Source organism: Sphingomonas sp. AC522 (assembly GCF_979258125.1).
In genome coordinates, this window is the sequence record NZ_OZ409836.1 from 2490295 (window position 1) to 2504065 (window position 13771).

At 64.4% G+C, this 13771-nt stretch carries 17 protein-coding genes and 1 tRNA gene; 9 read left to right on the plus strand and 9 right to left on the minus strand.

Features of this window, described 5'->3' with window-relative positions; all coding sequences use genetic code 11:
• The first annotated feature begins 15 nt into the window (after positions 1-15).
• The 3 genes from greB to ACZZZM_RS12420 all read left to right on the plus strand — a co-directional run bounded on the left by greB (position 16) and on the right by ACZZZM_RS12420 (position 1077).
• On the plus strand, positions 16-495 hold the full coding sequence (gene greB, locus ACZZZM_RS12410; protein WP_463596439.1) for a transcription elongation factor GreB: 480 nt from the start codon (positions 16-18) through the stop codon (positions 493-495).
• A gap of 83 nt (positions 496-578) precedes the next feature.
• Positions 579-857: an acylphosphatase gene (locus tag ACZZZM_RS12415; protein WP_463595403.1), complete on the plus strand. Its 279-nt coding sequence runs from the start codon at positions 579-581 to the stop codon at positions 855-857.
• Positions 858-906: 49 nt separating this feature from the next.
• Positions 907-1077, plus strand: coding sequence for a hypothetical protein (locus tag ACZZZM_RS12420; RefSeq protein WP_463595404.1), 171 nt, complete (start codon positions 907-909; stop codon positions 1075-1077).
• Between the two features lie 38 nt (positions 1078-1115).
• Here ACZZZM_RS12420 and ACZZZM_RS12425 read toward each other — a convergent pair whose 3' ends face one another.
• Together ACZZZM_RS12425 and ACZZZM_RS12430 are read right to left on the minus strand one after the other, a co-directional pair.
• A complete protein-coding gene (locus tag ACZZZM_RS12425) occupies positions 1116-2048 on the minus strand; it encodes a DUF2268 domain-containing putative Zn-dependent protease (RefSeq protein WP_463595405.1) in 933 nt (310 codons plus the stop codon).
• Entirely contained in the window at positions 2045-2701 is a 657-nt protein-coding gene (locus tag ACZZZM_RS12430) for a DUF3108 domain-containing protein (RefSeq protein WP_463595406.1), read from the minus strand. Before ACZZZM_RS12430 ends, ACZZZM_RS12425 begins: the two co-directional genes overlap by 4 nt.
• A gap of 147 nt (positions 2702-2848) precedes the next feature.
• On the opposite strand from ACZZZM_RS12430, the gene ACZZZM_RS12435 reads away from it, so the two are divergent.
• A complete protein-coding gene (locus ACZZZM_RS12435) occupies positions 2849-3661 on the plus strand; it encodes a transporter (protein WP_463595407.1) in 813 nt (270 codons plus the stop codon).
• Positions 3662-3715: 54 nt separating this feature from the next.
• Here the strand turns inward: ACZZZM_RS12435 and ACZZZM_RS12440 are convergent, their stop codons facing one another.
• Positions 3716-5617 (minus strand): CASTOR/POLLUX-related putative ion channel, encoded by a 1902-nt coding sequence (locus ACZZZM_RS12440; RefSeq protein ID WP_463595408.1) that lies wholly within the window; start codon positions 5615-5617, stop codon positions 3716-3718.
• 155 nt (positions 5618-5772) lie between these two features.
• Between ACZZZM_RS12440 and ACZZZM_RS12445 the strand changes: the two genes are divergently transcribed.
• Together ACZZZM_RS12445 and ACZZZM_RS12450 are read left to right on the plus strand one after the other, a co-directional pair.
• Positions 5773-6144 carry a hypothetical protein gene (locus ACZZZM_RS12445; RefSeq protein WP_463595409.1) on the plus strand — a complete coding sequence of 124 codons (372 nt, stop codon included), beginning with the start codon at positions 5773-5775 and terminating at the stop codon, positions 6142-6144.
• Positions 6145-6176: 32 nt separating this feature from the next.
• Positions 6177-6878 carry a DUF899 family protein gene (locus ACZZZM_RS12450; RefSeq protein WP_463595410.1) on the plus strand — a complete coding sequence of 234 codons (702 nt, stop codon included), beginning with the start codon at positions 6177-6179 and terminating at the stop codon, positions 6876-6878.
• Here the strand turns inward: ACZZZM_RS12450 and ACZZZM_RS12455 are convergent.
• The 3 genes from ACZZZM_RS12455 to ettA are packed head-to-tail and all read right to left on the minus strand — an operon-like array spanning position 6872 to position 9463.
• Positions 6872-7324, minus strand: coding sequence for a GNAT family N-acetyltransferase (locus ACZZZM_RS12455; RefSeq protein WP_463595411.1), 453 nt, complete (start codon positions 7322-7324; stop codon positions 6872-6874). The genes ACZZZM_RS12450 and ACZZZM_RS12455 overlap by 7 nt on opposite strands.
• On the minus strand, positions 7321-7758 hold the full coding sequence (locus ACZZZM_RS12460; RefSeq protein WP_463595412.1) for a ribose-phosphate pyrophosphokinase: 438 nt from the start codon (positions 7756-7758) through the stop codon (positions 7321-7323). The genes ACZZZM_RS12455 and ACZZZM_RS12460 overlap by 4 nt, the downstream gene beginning before the upstream one ends.
• Positions 7759-7783: 25 nt before the next feature.
• Positions 7784-9463, minus strand: coding sequence for an energy-dependent translational throttle protein EttA (gene ettA, locus ACZZZM_RS12465; RefSeq protein ID WP_463595413.1), 1680 nt, complete (start codon positions 9461-9463; stop codon positions 7784-7786).
• A 151-nt stretch (positions 9464-9614) separates the two neighbouring features.
• Between ettA and ACZZZM_RS12470 the strand changes: the two genes are divergently transcribed.
• From ACZZZM_RS12470 to dctA, 3 genes are all read left to right on the plus strand, one after another.
• A complete protein-coding gene (locus ACZZZM_RS12470) occupies positions 9615-10994 on the plus strand; it encodes a M28 family peptidase (protein WP_463595414.1) in 1380 nt (459 codons plus the stop codon).
• A 170-nt stretch (positions 10995-11164) separates the two neighbouring features.
• Positions 11165-11398 carry a hypothetical protein gene (locus ACZZZM_RS12475; protein ID WP_463595415.1) on the plus strand — a complete coding sequence of 78 codons (234 nt, stop codon included), beginning with the start codon at positions 11165-11167 and terminating at the stop codon, positions 11396-11398.
• Positions 11399-11534: 136 nt separating this feature from the next.
• Positions 11535-12863, plus strand: a complete 1329-nt coding sequence (dctA, locus tag ACZZZM_RS12480; protein WP_463596440.1) for a C4-dicarboxylate transporter DctA — start codon at positions 11535-11537, stop codon at positions 12861-12863.
• Between the two features lie 14 nt (positions 12864-12877).
• Here dctA and ACZZZM_RS12485 read toward each other — a convergent pair.
• The 3 genes from ACZZZM_RS12485 to ACZZZM_RS12495 all read right to left on the minus strand — a co-directional run bounded on the left by ACZZZM_RS12485 (position 12878) and on the right by ACZZZM_RS12495 (position 13744).
• Positions 12878-12954: transfer RNA gene (locus ACZZZM_RS12485), tRNA-Pro, on the minus strand.
• Positions 12955-13008: 54 nt separating this feature from the next.
• On the minus strand, positions 13009-13335 hold the full coding sequence (locus ACZZZM_RS12490; RefSeq protein WP_463595416.1) for a PilZ domain-containing protein: 327 nt from the start codon (positions 13333-13335) through the stop codon (positions 13009-13011).
• Positions 13336-13348: 13 nt separating this feature from the next.
• The gene (locus ACZZZM_RS12495; RefSeq protein WP_463595417.1) at positions 13349-13744 is read right to left on the minus strand and encodes a response regulator; all 396 of its coding nucleotides are present in this window, start codon (positions 13742-13744) and stop codon (positions 13349-13351) included.
• Between the last annotated feature and the right edge of the window lie 27 nt (positions 13745-13771).

The window sequence follows — 13771 nt, forward strand, 5'->3', positions numbered from 1 at the left end:
ATGACGAAGGTAGAGATGGAACTTCGCCCCAATTACATAACTCCCGCCGGCTATGCCGTCCTCAAGGCCGAGTACGATGCATTGCTCAGCGATGAGCGGCCCAAGCTGGTCGAGGTCATTTCCTGGGCCGCGGGCAACGGCGATCGCAGCGAGAATGGCGACTATATCTATGGCCGCAAGCGGCTGCGCGAGATCGACCGGCGCCTGGGGTGGCTGTCGCGGCGGATGAAGGCGGCGAAGGTGGTCGATCCGTCGCAGCAGAAGGATCGGGCGCGCGTATTCTTCGGGGCGACGGTCACCATCGCCGATGAGGACGACAATCAGCGCATACTGACCTTTGTCGGCGATGACGAAGCCGATGCCAGCGCTGGGCGGGTCGGGTGGAACTCTCCCTTTGCCCGTGCGCTGCGCGGGGCAGCGGTGGGCGACCTGCGCCGGGTGATGCTGCCCGCGGGCGAGCGCGAATATGAAGTGATTGCGCTCACTTACCCTTGAGACGCGGCGAGCCGCTGGCTTGACGGATTCCAACCGGGCGCACAGGCGCTAAGGTCGGGCCAGTAAAGCGCGTAAGGAATGGAATGACGATCAAGCGTATCTTCGTGACCGGGCGGGTTCAGGCAGTCGGCTTTCGCGACTGGGTGGTGCGCACCGCCAAGGCCGAGGGCATTACCGGCTGGGTGCGCAACCGCAATGACGGCAGCGTCGAGCTGGTCGCGTCCGGCGAGAAAGATGCCATCGGCCGCTTCGCCGAGGCTTGCCGTGAAGGGCCAGCGCTGGCGCGCGTAGATAATGTCGAAGTCGTTGCCGCCGACGACGAAAAGCCGGGCAAGGGATTCACCAAACGCTTCACCGCATGACGCGGAACGCGATCTTCCCTCGCGGATTGATGACGCGAGGAGAATGATCGTGACCAACAATCGCTTCGATACGAGCCCCGAAATCGACACGCCGGCTGAGGTCGGCCGCAACGGCGGCGCCATGACCACCGATGCCACGACCCGCTCCGGCTATGATCCGACCGAAGACTCCGCGGCTGCCGAAGAGGTGACAAAGCAGACCGAAGCCGATCAGGCCTAGCCGGGAACGATCGCGTGCACTGACCGCGCGATCGTCGGTCAGCCCTTTGCGCAGGTTCCGAAGCTGTCCATTGCCTTGAGGATGAGCGGCTTGACCTGCGCAGGGCTCATCTTCGCCAATTGATCGAGGCTGTGAGCCTCGCCGACCTTTTCGGCGATGCGAAAGCCGACATAATAGCCAAAGCGGGCAGGAAACACCGAGCCGCTGCCCATGCTCTGGAAATAGTCTCTATAGACATCGCGGTCGGTCGATTCCATGCGCTCTCGCGTGTAGCAGATCGCCTCGGCGATGCGCGGCTCGACTATGGGGCGGATCGGCCTGGGGACGATCAGCAGCAGCGCGCGATCATCGGCCTCGGGGTTCATTTTCGACGCGACATAGGTCGCCAGCCCTTCTTGCCAAACCGAGCACCACAGACCCTCGCAGTCCGGGAAATATTTGGCGTGGTGGAAATGGAACAGCTCATGATCGAGGAAGGGGCCGATCGTGATGCTGTCATGGATGCGGGCGATGATGTCGGCGCCGAACACCGCAACCACCTTGCCGTTCAGCTCGCGCGTGCCGCCGTCCATCTCGCCGAGCGAATGGATCAGGTAGATCGGCATTGCCGGCGCATAATCCGGGAAGAATTTGCGGAAGCGCGTATTGCCGCTGACATAGGCCGCGGAGAAATTGCGCGCGGTCTCGAGAAACTTGTCGCGCCGGTCGGGATAGGCGGCGAGATTGCCCTCAACGCGCTTATTGAATGACTCCTCGGTCGCACCGTCGCGCGGCGCGTAGAAACCGGGGAACAGCGCATTGAAGCGCTCGCGAAACAGCCGCACGCGCTCGGGCATCGGCATCGCCGCGGTCTCGGTGACGAATGCGTCGAACTCGCTGGTCAGCGGCGTGAAGGCCGGAGCGGCCTGGGTCTGCGCCGCAGCTGGAGCGGCAATCGCGATGGCCGCGGCGGCGAGGAGCGCGCGGATCATTCGGCGATTCCGCTGCAATCGCCGCCGAGGCGCTGCGAGAAACCGCCGCCGGCATAGCCGAGTTCGGCATGGCTCTTTTTGCCAATGAAGTAACGGATCTTGCGGCCCCCTCCCCCTTCGGTCTCGACGATCCAGGCATCCTGATCGGCAACCTTGTCGCTGCCGACGACATCCAGGCTGAAGCTGCCCAGCCCCTTGTCATATTGATAGAAAGGCAGCTCGAAATGCGCGCCCTCGGCCAGCGGCAGCGCGGCAAAGGTGAGGCCCCACAGATTGCCGTCCCAGATGGGTCCCGAGAAAGTGGTTTCGGTGACGGGCTTGTCGGGACGGGTGGTGATTGCCTTGCCTGGGCCATAGGCGACGCGGACATGCTCGACGCCCGATTTGCGGCTGTCGAAGGAGATCGGCGTGAGGTCGCGGGCGCGAAGGATGAAATGATCGCGCAGGTCGAACTGGCCGCCTGCCATCCGCTGGTGCACAACAACGTCCCAGGCGGCGTCGCCCTCCTCGAACGTGGCAGCGACGGTCTGCCGCGTCACGCCAATCACCTGCTCGCCGCGCAGGATCGAATAGCATTGCGTGCCCGATTTGAGGCGGGAGCCGTCGATCGCGGGATCGGCAGCGAAGGCGAGGAGCAGAGCGAGCGTAAGCATGTTAGTCGTGTAATACAGCGGATCGTTTCGGCCAAGTGTGTTTTATCTGGATAAGGCAGCGCGGCGGGGACGAGCGCGGCGGGGACGTGCGCAGCGCGTGCGACCGTGCTAGCGGGTTGCAACGACAGGGCTAAGCGGGGGTAAAACATGCGAAAATTTGTGGTTCGGACGGCAGCGATGCTGGCGTGCGGCGTGGCGGCCATCGGGGTGGCGCAAGCGCAGGACGTGCGCGAATTCTGCGCCGACCGCCCAGGGCTCGGCACGCCCGCCTGCACAATGGACAAGGGCCGCGTCGCAGTCGAACTGGGCGGGCTCGACTGGACGCTCGAACGTGATTCGACGCAGCGCACCGATACGCTCGTCGCCGGCGACCTGCTGGTGCGCGTCGGCGTTACCGATACGCTCGAGGCGCAGATTGGCTGGACCGCGTTCGGCCATGCCCGCACGCGCGACAAGATCACCGGTGCGGTCAGCCGTAGCAGCGGCACCGGCGACGTCACGGTGGCATTGCGACAGAATTTGGCGAACCCCGACGGTTCGGGCTTTTCGATCGCGCTGATGCCCTATGCTTCGCTGCCGACCGGGGGCGCGACGATCGGTGCCGGCGATTGGGGCGCGGGGCTGGTCGTGCCGATCAGCTACGAGCTTTCGGACGGGATCGCGATCGGGCTTTCGCCCAGCATCGAGGCCGCGACCGATGGCGACGGCCGCGGACGGCATGCGGCCTATGGCACCGTGGTGGGGCTGAGCGCGCCGATCACCGACGCAGTTGGCGCCGCGCTCGAATTCCAGGCGACCCGCGACGAGGATCCGAGCGGGCATTCGACGCAGGCGCTGGCCAGCCTTTCCTTTGCCTGGGCGCCGCAGGACGGGCTGCAATTCGATGTCGGCGCGGTGGCCGGGCTCAACGATGCGAGCGCCGACCTCGAGGTTTATGTGGGCGTCGCTCGGCGGTTCTGATCCGGCATTCGCCGTCATCCCCGCGAACGCGGGGATGACGGAAAGGGCGGCCGCTCAGCCCTTGGTCAGGACGATCACGCGGTCGCCGGCCTGGTAGACGACCTTTTCGGCCTTGGACGGATTGACGACGATTCCGCCCAGATCGCGGCCGCTAGCGTCGACTGCGGCGAGGCGGTGGTGGCCGATCGCGACTTCGCCGCGGGCGCGGCAGGCTTCGGCGACGGCGTAGAAGTCGGTCGGCGCACCCAAAGCCGTGTAGTTCTCGGCCGGGCGCAGGCAGATTTCCGAACCTTCCTCATCGAGCAGATCGCGGAAGATCGCCTCAAGATGCTCGTTCTCCGAGGCTTGGGCGAGCATCAGGCTGACCAGCTTGTTGCTGACCACGAAATCGTTGATGCCGGTGACTTGCGCCAGCGCGCGATTTCGCACGTCGATCATTTCGCTGACCACGCTGAGCGCGCCGATTTCCTTTTCGCCATGTCCGCGCAGATGGAGCAACGTCACGAGCGTGCGCGTGTCCGCGGCCTGGGCGGCCATATGATCGCTATAGCCGAGCACGAGAATGCTGTCGTAGCTGAGCGGCTCCAGCGTGGCGATCGCAGCGGCGCTGCTCGTATCGATCCGCTGGAAATCGACGCGCAGCGTATCGCGCGAAAGGCGAATGCCGGCGATATCGTCTTCGATCTCGGGCGTGTCGGCTGCGATGGTCAGCACCGAGCCGGCGGCGACATAGCGCGAAAGCTCGTCGGCAATGATCGGGCCACGGCGGTTCCAGCCGAGCACCAGCGTACGCTCGGCCCGGGGCGCGGCGGAGCGCTTGAGGGCAGGCGCCTTGGCCCCCTGCCCCGCCGGACGCTCGGCCAGTTCGATCGCGTCGTCGTCCTCGGCGATGAGTATCGCCTGCATGCCCGCAGTGATCCTGGTCTCCATCGGCGGATTGAGCGCGACCACGCCGGCTTCGTCGCAGATGCCGATCAGCGTCGAGCTTTCATAGGCCAGGATCGCTTCGCCGAAGGTCTTGCCGGTGAGGCCGGGCTGCGGAAGCGCATAGATCTCGCACCCGTCGAAATCGAGCAGTTCGGTGAAGACGGCGCTCAGCCCCGGCTGGCGAGTGGATTGGACGACGATGCGGGCGATGAGATCGTCGGCGAGCACCAGCTGGACTTCGCCGCCGCCGACGACACGCGCGATCTCGGCATTGGCTTCCTCGCGGATTTCGGCGGCGATCTGGTACGGCGCCTCGCGGCGATTGGGATCGTTGACCAGCGCCAGGATCGTCTTGATCACGCGCGAATCCGCATCGTCATCCTCTTCGGGCGAGACGATGATGATCGAGCGGCAGGTCTGCGGATTGACGATGCCGATATCGTACAGGTCGGTCGGATCGCCGCTGCGGCAGATGATCCGGGTGTTCTTGAGATCGGGCACCTTGGCCGCGATCTCGTCCTCCATCTCGACCTTGTCCTTGTCGGACATGATGACGATGCGGGGGCGCTTGCGGCTTTCGTTGGCGACGACGAGCTCGGCGATGATGTCGAAGATCGAAGCCGACCAATTATAGATGATCGTATGGTCGTGCTCGATGACCAGCGAGCGGCCCTTGCGCAGCTGATCGAGCTTTCCCTCGAGCCCCGTGCTCAGCACGCCGATCAGCGCCGACACGACGAAGATGCCCGCCAGCGTGACAAGAAGCATGACGATGCGGAAGCCCCAGCCTGCATCGCCGCCCATCGTGCCCGAATCGAGCGTGCGCATCAGCGAGCCCCAGGTGCCCTCGATGAAGCTGAGCGGCTCGCTGCCCTCGGGCGCGATCTGCGTCGCGGCGAGGAACGCGCCGGCGATCATGATGATTACCAGCGAGACGAGCCCCAGCCATCCGATCAGGGCGATCGGCCCGCCGGACATGCTCTTGTCGAACTGATAGCGCAGACGCGCGCGAAAACCCGGCTTGTTCATGATGTTGAAAATCCCCCTGTTGCGGAGGACGTTAGCACGGGGCTGCGCGTGCGCAATGAGAACGGCGCGCCCGCACGCGCAAAGCTGACAATGATTGTAACTCGACACGCATGCGCGGTCCCAGCAGCCTTCGGGCTCAACGGAGGATGCCCCGCATGTCAATCTTCGCCAGCCTGCTCGCCATCACGGCAACGTGCTCGCCAGTCACGATGCCGCCGCCGCGCAACGACGGCATCGTCCGCAAGTTCTTCGCCGCGATCGCCGCCAATGACGATGACGCGATCGGCGCGCTCCTCAAGCCGGGCGCGCGCTATTTCGAGCCCGACGACAGCAAGGGCCTGCCGCTCGAAGAACTGCTCGGCATGATGACGGAGCAGAAAAAGGGCGGATTGCTCAAGCTGATCGACCTGGCGGAGACTGACAAGCCGGACGAGATCGAGGTGGTGACTCAGGCCGAGAACGCCCCCAAACGCGTGGCACTGTTCAAGCTGGAGGGCGGCTGTATTGTCGAGATGGAGGCGCGGTAGCCAGCAAAGGCAAGCCGGCCAGGGAGAGGCGGATGTCGGATAGCCTTGAGCCTGCAGCGGCAATGGCGGCGAAGCGCGAGCCGGTCTTTCCCGGCGAAAGCGCCGAATATGCCGCAGCCCGCGAGGCGTTGCTGGCAGAGGAGATCGAACTGCGGCGGCACATGACCCGCGCCGTCGCGCAGCGACGGGCGCTGCCCGATGGGCCGGTGATCGCCAAGGACTATCGTTTCATCGACCAGAATGGTGCGGAGTGCGGGTTGCTCGACCTGTTCGGCGAGCATGATGCGCTGATCACTTATTACTGGATGTACGGCCCCGAACGCGAGCGGCCCTGCCCGATGTGCACCAATTGGCTGGGCGCGGTGGAAGGCAACGCCGCCGACATCAAGCAGCGCGTGGCGCTCAAGGTTCTCCAGCGCAGCCCGGTCGCGCGGCAATATGCCTTTGCGGCGGAGCGCGGCTGGCATGATTTGGATTTCGTCCAGACCGTCGGTGCGGACTATGCCCGCGACATCGGCGCATTGCAGAACGATGGCAGCGAATGGGCAGCGATCATCGTCTACAAGCGCGACGGCGATCGGGTGCGGCTATTCTGGTCGAGCGGGATGAGCGCCGAAATGGCCGACCCCGGCCAGGACCCGCGCGACGCGCCGGATATCGCGAGCCTTTGGTCGATGCTGGATCTAACGCCGGGCGGCCGCGGGACGGATTGGTATCCGAAACTGCGTTATTGAGCCTTGCACAGTGGTTTGCGCAGCGTGACAACGGGGACTTCGTTCGCATCGAGCTCGAAACCCGCGACGTGGAAACCATGCCTTAGATTGGCGATCAGCATGGCGTTGTTGGCAGCGCGGGTGCGCGTCTCGACATGGCGATAGCCCTCGGCGGCCGCAGCCTCATGCTGGCGAACCATGAGTTCCGACGCGACCCCCTGTCCCCGTACGCGCGGATGGACGCCGCCTAGCCAACTGTAGAGCGTAGCGCCGCGGCGATAGGCGAGCTTGAACCCGACCCAGCCGCCCGCATCCTCGGCGATCCACAGCATCGGATCGACCAGATCGGGCAGGCGCGAGAGAAGATAGGTGTCGTCGGCCGGTTCGAAGATCGCGCGATAGAGTTCGACTAGCGGCTCGGCTGCGGCCTGGATCGAATTCGGCCAGCGCAGATAGGTGATGGTCATGGTCTTGCCGCCCAATAGTCATACGCTGCTGCCTGCAGCCGCGTCACCAAAGCAGCTGCCTGGGGACCGATCCACTCGCCTGCATAGCCATAGCGCTCTGCGGCGCCGGTCCACCAGCCTTGTCCCGGCAGGCGATCGGTTTCACGGACGACCAGCACGGCCAGTTCAGGCTCGCCCGCAACTTTTGCCGCAGCATCGATCGTGTCGAGCGTCTTGCACACTGCGCGCATCTTCGGGCGGGTGAAGCGGTGGCCGAGTGCGCCGAGCAATTCGGAATAGCTGACCGCGCGGCGCTCGCGGACAGCTGCGATGAGTATCGCGCGCACTCGTGCGACATCGGAGATGCCACCAGTGCCGGTGTCCTCCGGCGCCAGCCCTTCGGCGACCAGCCACTCGCCGAGCGTGTCGCCAAAGCCGGGCGCTTTGCGTCCCATCAGGAAGCGCGCGCCCGGCCGGAGATCAACGGGTCAGTTTCTTGTACGAGAGCGCCGTAGGCCGGTCCGCGGCGTCGCCCAGGCGGCGCTTCTTGTCTTCCTCGTAGCTCTCGAAGTTTCCCTCGAACCATTCGACATGGCTGTTGCCTTCGAAAGCGAGAATGTGCGTGGCGAGGCGATCGAGGAAGAAGCGATCGTGGCTGATTACCACGGCGCAACCCGCGAAATTCTCGATGGCTTCCTCCAGCGCGCCCAGCGTCTCGACGTCAAGATCGTTGGTCGGCTCGTCGAGCAGCAGCACGTTGCCACCGCGCTTGAGCATCTTGGCAATGTTGACGCGGTTACGTTCACCGCCCGAGAGCTTGCCGACATTCTTCTGCTGGTCGCTGCCCTTGAAGTTGAACGCGCCGACATAGGCCCGTGTCGAGGCGTCGTGGCCGTTGACCTTCATGTAGTCGAGCCCGTCCGAGATTTCTTCCCAGACGTTCTTCTTGGGATCGAGATGGTCGCGGCTCTGGTCGACATAGCCGAGACGGACGGTCGAGCCCATTTCGATCGTGCCGCTGTCAGGCGTCTCCTGGCCGGTGATCATCTTGAACAACGTCGATTTGCCGGCGCCGTTGGGGCCTATGACGCCGACGATGCCGCCCGCGGGGAGCGTAAAGCTCAGATCCTCGAACAGCAATTTGTCGCCATAAGCCTTGGAGATGTTCTCGACTTCGATGACCTTGCCGCCGAGGCGCTCGGGCACCTGGATGACGATCTGGCCGCCGGCTGGCTTACGATTCTTCTGCTGCTCGACCAGCTGGTCGAACTTGGCGATACGCGCCTTGGACTTGGTCTGGCGGGCCTTGGCACCCTGGCGGATCCACTCCAGCTCGTTCTTGATCGCAGTCTGGCGGCCCGATTCCTCGCGGTCTTCCTGCTCGAGGCGCTTGGCCTTCTTCTCGAGATAGGTCGAGTAATTGCCCTCGTACGGGAAATATTTGCCGCGATCGATTTCGAGGATCCAGCCGACGACATTATCGAGGAAGTAGCGATCGTGGGTGATCATCAGCACCGCGCCGGCATATTCCTTGAGATGGTTTTCTAGCCACTCGACGCTCTCGGCATCGAGATGGTTGGTAGGCTCATCGAGCAGCAGGATCGAGGGCTTCTGGATCAGCAGCCGGGTCAGCGCGATGCGGCGCTTTTCACCGCCCGAGAGATTCTCGACCGGCCAATCGCCGGGCGGGCAGCGCAACGCCTCCATCGCGACTTCAAGCTGGTTGTCGAGCGTCCAGCCATCGACGGCGTCGATCTTGGCCTGGAGATCGCCCATCTCCTCCATCAGCGCGTCGAAATCGGTGTCGTCCTTGGGATCGCCCATCTCGGCCGAGATCGCATTGAAGCGATCGACCAAGTCCGCGGTCTCGCGCGCGCCCTGCTTGACGTTTTCCAGCACCGTCTTGGTCGGATCGAGCGTCGGCTCCTGCTCGAGATAGCCGACGGTGATGTACTCGCCCGGCCACGCCTCGCCGGTGAAATCCTTGTCCACGCCGGCCATGATCTTCATCAGCGTCGATTTGCCGGCGCCATTGGGGCCGACGATGCCGATCTTGGCGCCCTGATAGAATTGCAGATTGATGTTCGACAGCACCGGCTTGGGCGCGCCGGGGAAGGTCTTGGTCATGTCCTTCATGACAAAGGCGTATTGGGCGGACATCGGGGGACTCCGTTTGCGAAAATTCGAGAGCTGGAAAGTTGGCCGGGCATGTAGCGATGCGCCCGCCGCTTGGCAATTCGCAGCACTGAAACGAAGCGGAAACTAGGCTGCGGATTGGCAAATGTTTCGGGGGTGGCTAGCACCTGCTGCCATGAACAAGCGCACCCTGCTCGCGGCCGCCGCGGCCCTCGCCCTTCCCCTTACCGCTTTTGCCCAGACTACGCCCGACGTGGCGGCGTTGCGCGATGCGGCGCTCAAGGACGATCTTGCCTGGGAAATCACCGAGGGGCTGACGACCGAGATCGGTCAGCGGCTGGCGGCGACCGAGGCGGAAGCGCGCGCGCGCGGCTGGAGCGTGAAGAAACTGACGGCATTGGGCTTCCGGAATGTCCGCATCGAGACCTTCAAGATGCCGGTCTGGGTGCGCGGCGAGGAAAAGGCCGAAGTGCTTGGGAGTTCGGCGCAGAAGCTGACGATCGCGGCGCTCGGCAATTCGGGAAGCACGGGGGCGAAGGGCGTGGAAGGCGAGATCGTCTATTTCCCCAGCCTCGCCGATCTGCAGGCGGCGCCCGACGGCAGTCTCAAGGGCAAGATCGCATTCGTCAGCCACGGCATGACCGCAACGCAGGACGGATCGCAATATGGCGCGTTCGGCGGTGCACGGCGCACGGGGCCGGGCGTGGCGGCGACCAAGGGCGCATCGGCGATCCTGATCCGCTCGATCGGCACCGATTATCACCGCAATCCGCACACCGGCGGCACCGAATGGGCGAAGGACCAGAAGCCGATTGCCGCGGCGGCGCTTTCGGTGCCCGACGCGGAGCAACTCGAGCGACTGCTCAAGCGCGGCCCGGTGCGGATGAAGCTGGTCGTCACTCCCGAATTCAAGGGTCAGGGCGAATCGGGCAATGTTATTGCCGAAGTGCCGGGCAGCGATCCGGCCGCGGGCATCGTCCTCGTCGCCTGCCATCTCGATAGCTGGGATCTCGGCACCGGCGCGATCGACGATGCTTCGGGCTGCGGGATCGTCACCGCCGCCGCCAAGCGCGTGATGGAAGCAGGCCAGCCGCGCCGCACGATCCGCATCCTCTGGGCGGGCGCTGAGGAACCGGGCGTGTTCGGCGGCGCAGCCTATTTCGAAGCCCACAAGAATGAATTCCACGCCGTGGCCGGCGAATCGGATACCGGCGCGGACCGCATCTGGAAGCTGAAGATGTCACTTCCCGAGAGCGCCAAGCCGGTTGGCGATCGCCTTGCCGCGGCACTGGCACCGCTCGGGATCGCCCGCGGCCGCGAGCCATCGACGGGCGGCGCAGACGTGGGCGCAGTTATCCGTGCGGGCAGCGGTGGCATCGATCTCAGCCAATCGGCGCTGCGCTATTTCGATTATCATCACACGCCTGACGACACGCTCGACAAGGTCGATTCCGTCCAGCTTCGCCAAAACGTCGCCGCATGGACCGCGACGATAGCAATTGTGGCAAATGCGGCAGAAGACCTCGGACCCGTAACGAAGGCAGCGCCCAAATGACATGAGGGCAGAACGCTCCCAAAGGCGTCAAATAAGGCAAGAAAGTGTTCTTCTGCCTTCATTTCGTCGAAAATGAGATTGACGACGGCCAAAACCGCGCTATTGCAACATTTCGCGTCGGCCAATCGGGCCGTGTGCGAAACGTTTAAGTTCCACTGGGAGCGACCCGCATGAAGAAGATCCTTATCGTTGCAGCAGCCGCCGGCCTTGCCTCGCTCGCCGCCTGCAACACCACCCCGACCAACACCACTGCCGAGAACGTCGCCGAGCAGCACGAAGCGAACGCCGCGATCTACGACGCAGCAGCCGACAACACCTCGAACTCGACTGCAGAAGCAGTGCTCGAGAACAAGGAAGCCGTCGCCGAGAACAAGGCTGACTCAGCTTCGGCGAACGCACACTGATCTTCGCCCCGGGTCCCAGGATCCGGGCCTGACGATTAAGGAAAGGGCGCTCCCTGCAAAGGGGGCGCCCTTTTTCGTTGGGGCTTCTCCGGGTCGTGCCTATGGTTGCGCGGCCTGAGGGAGAATGATGATGGCAGTGGCGATCGATTATGCAGCGGCGCCCCCGGCGCCCCGCCCCTTCTGGCAGCATCTCTATTTCTGGGTCCTGTTCGGGATCGCCGCAGGCGTAGCGCTCGGGGCCCTGGCACCGGAATGGGGCGCGGCGTGCGAATGGCTGGGGCTGGCGTTCGTCTCGCTGGTCAAGATGGTGATCGCGCCGGTCATCTTCCTGACCGTTGCCACCGGCATCGCCGGCTCGCGCGCGCTGGGGTCGACCGGGCGCGTAGCGCTCAAGGCGTTCGGCTATTTCCTGTTCTTCTCGACGCTGGCGCTGATCGTCGGCCTGATCATCGCGCATGTGATCCAGCCCGGCGCAGGCATGAACGTCGATCCCTCGACGCTCGATGCCAGCAAGATCCACGGCTTCGAGGAAAAGGCGCACGAGACGACGATCACCGGCTTCATCATGGCGATGATCCCGATGACCTTGTTCTCGGCGATGACCAGCGGATCGATCCTGCAGGTGCTGCTCGTCGCGATCCTGTTCGGCGTATCGCTTGCCCTGGTCGGCGAGCCGGCGCGCCCGGTTACCGACATGCTCGAACGGATCGGCGCGGTCGTGTTCCGGCTGGTCCGGATCGTGATGTACGCGGCGCCGGTGGGCGCGTTCGGGGCGATGGCGTTCACCGTCGGCGCTTATGGCATCGGCGCGCTCGCCAATCTCGCCTGGCTGGTCGGCAGCTTCTACCTCACATCGCTGCTGTTCGTGTTCGTGGTGCTCGGTGTGGTCGCGCGCGTCATGGGTTTCTCGATCCTCAAGCTGCTGCGCTACCTGAAGGGCGAATTGCTGCTGGTGCTTGGCACGTCGTCGTCCGAATCCGCCCTACCGGCTTTGGTCGAGAAAATGGAGCGCGCGGGGGTCGACAAGCAGGTCGTCGGGCTGGTGGTGCCGCTCGGCTATTCGTTTAATCTCGACGGCACCAATATCTATATGACGCTCGCGGCACTGTTCATCGCCCAGGCGTGCAATGTCGATCTGACGCTGAGCGAGCAATTGCTGCTACTCGCCGTGGCGATGTTGAGCTCGAAGGGCGCGGCCGGGGTAACCGGTTCGGGCTTCATCACCCTGGCCGCGACTCTGGCGGTGGTGCCGAGCGTGCCAATCGCCGGCATGGCCCTGATCCTCGGTGTCGACCGCTTCATGAGCGAATGCCGCAGCCTCACCAACTTTATCGGAAACGCCGTCGCCACCGTGGTGGTGGGCCGCTGGGAAGGTGCCGTGGACCGCGAAAAGCTGGCAGCGGCGCTCGACGGTCGCCTGCCGGAGGTGCCCGCGCGGATTGCGGAGGAAGCCGATCCGGACTGAGAATATTGGGGAGATGGTCGGGGAGACAGGATTCGAACCTGCGACATCCTGCTCCCAAAGCAGGCGCGCTACCGGACTGCGCCACTCCCCGACGCTGGGCGCGCTTAGAACAGATGATCCCGCGCGGCAAAGCCTTTGATGGATTTCACGACAATCGCCGCAAACCCGGGGGCCGCAGTGCTGCCTTGGCGCGGGCGGCGTCGGGATCGATCGGCACCGCGAACTTCAATCCGGCGACGCCATCCTTCACCCAGATGACCGTCGCGCCGACGGCGTCGAGCAGCCCGACCGACACGAGCACGGTCGCGCCCGAGCCCAGCATCCCAGCCTGATCGATCCGCGCACCGGTTGCGGACAAGTCGCGGATGCGGTGCTTGCTGGGCGCGCCGCCGCCGAACGTGGCGACCTCGGCGCTCAGCAACACGCTTTCGCGCGGGGCACGTGCCTGAATAGAGGGTGCACTCGCATTCATCGATCGTATTGGCTCAGCTCAGGACGATGTCGTCTGCCGACCCCTTGGCGACCATGCGGCCCATCGCGTTGAGCAACGCGCCCATGGCAACGGGCTTGAGGATCACTTCGTCGGCGCCGGCCTGCATGCATTGTTCGCGCAGGTCGATCGCGGTGTCGGCCGTGACGACGATCACCGGGAGCGTGGCCTTGGCCGCCGCAGTGTTCGAGCGGAGATGCTTGATCGCGGTGAGCCCGTCCATGCCGGGCATGCGCAGGTCCATCAGGATGATGTTGTAGGTCCCTTCCTCGATCATCTTGAGGCCGGTCTCGGCGTCCGCCGCTTCTTCCATGTTCGCGCCAACCACGCGCAGCATGTCCTTCACGACACGGCGGTTCATGGCATCGTCTTCGACGAACAGCACTTGCATCGCGATACGCTCCTAACCGGCCAGACT

Excerpts from the sequence above, each read along its gene's own strand:
- ACZZZM_RS12425 (WP_463595405.1), bottom strand. The coding sequence starts at position 2,048 with ATGATCCGCGCGCTCCTCGCCGCCGCGGCCATCGCGATTGCCGCTCCA.
- ACZZZM_RS12435 (WP_463595407.1), top strand. The coding sequence starts at position 2,849 with ATGCGAAAATTTGTGGTTCGGACGGCAGCGATGCTGGCGTGCGGCGTG.
- ACZZZM_RS12455 (WP_463595411.1), bottom strand. The coding sequence starts at position 7,324 with ATGACCATCACCTATCTGCGCTGGCCGAATTCGATCCAGGCCGCAGCC.
- ACZZZM_RS12475 (WP_463595415.1), top strand. The coding sequence starts at position 11,165 with ATGAAGAAGATCCTTATCGTTGCAGCAGCCGCCGGCCTTGCCTCGCTC.
- ACZZZM_RS12450 (WP_463595410.1), top strand. The coding sequence starts at position 6,177 with ATGTCGGATAGCCTTGAGCCTGCAGCGGCAATGGCGGCGAAGCGCGAG.
- ACZZZM_RS12430 (WP_463595406.1), bottom strand. The coding sequence starts at position 2,701 with ATGCTTACGCTCGCTCTGCTCCTCGCCTTCGCTGCCGATCCCGCGATC.
- ettA (WP_463595413.1), bottom strand. The coding sequence starts at position 9,463 with ATGTCCGCCCAATACGCCTTTGTCATGAAGGACATGACCAAGACCTTC.
- ACZZZM_RS12460 (WP_463595412.1), bottom strand. The coding sequence starts at position 7,758 with ATGGGACGCAAAGCGCCCGGCTTTGGCGACACGCTCGGCGAGTGGCTG.
- ACZZZM_RS12495 (WP_463595417.1), bottom strand. The coding sequence starts at position 13,744 with ATGCAAGTGCTGTTCGTCGAAGACGATGCCATGAACCGCCGTGTCGTG.
- ACZZZM_RS12470 (WP_463595414.1), top strand. The coding sequence starts at position 9,615 with ATGAACAAGCGCACCCTGCTCGCGGCCGCCGCGGCCCTCGCCCTTCCC.
- ACZZZM_RS12415 (WP_463595403.1), top strand. The coding sequence starts at position 579 with ATGACGATCAAGCGTATCTTCGTGACCGGGCGGGTTCAGGCAGTCGGC.
- ACZZZM_RS12440 (WP_463595408.1), bottom strand. The coding sequence starts at position 5,617 with ATGAACAAGCCGGGTTTTCGCGCGCGTCTGCGCTATCAGTTCGACAAG.
- ACZZZM_RS12445 (WP_463595409.1), top strand. The coding sequence starts at position 5,773 with ATGTCAATCTTCGCCAGCCTGCTCGCCATCACGGCAACGTGCTCGCCA.
- ACZZZM_RS12490 (WP_463595416.1), bottom strand. The coding sequence starts at position 13,335 with ATGAATGCGAGTGCACCCTCTATTCAGGCACGTGCCCCGCGCGAAAGC.
- greB (WP_463596439.1), top strand. The coding sequence starts at position 16 with ATGGAACTTCGCCCCAATTACATAACTCCCGCCGGCTATGCCGTCCTC.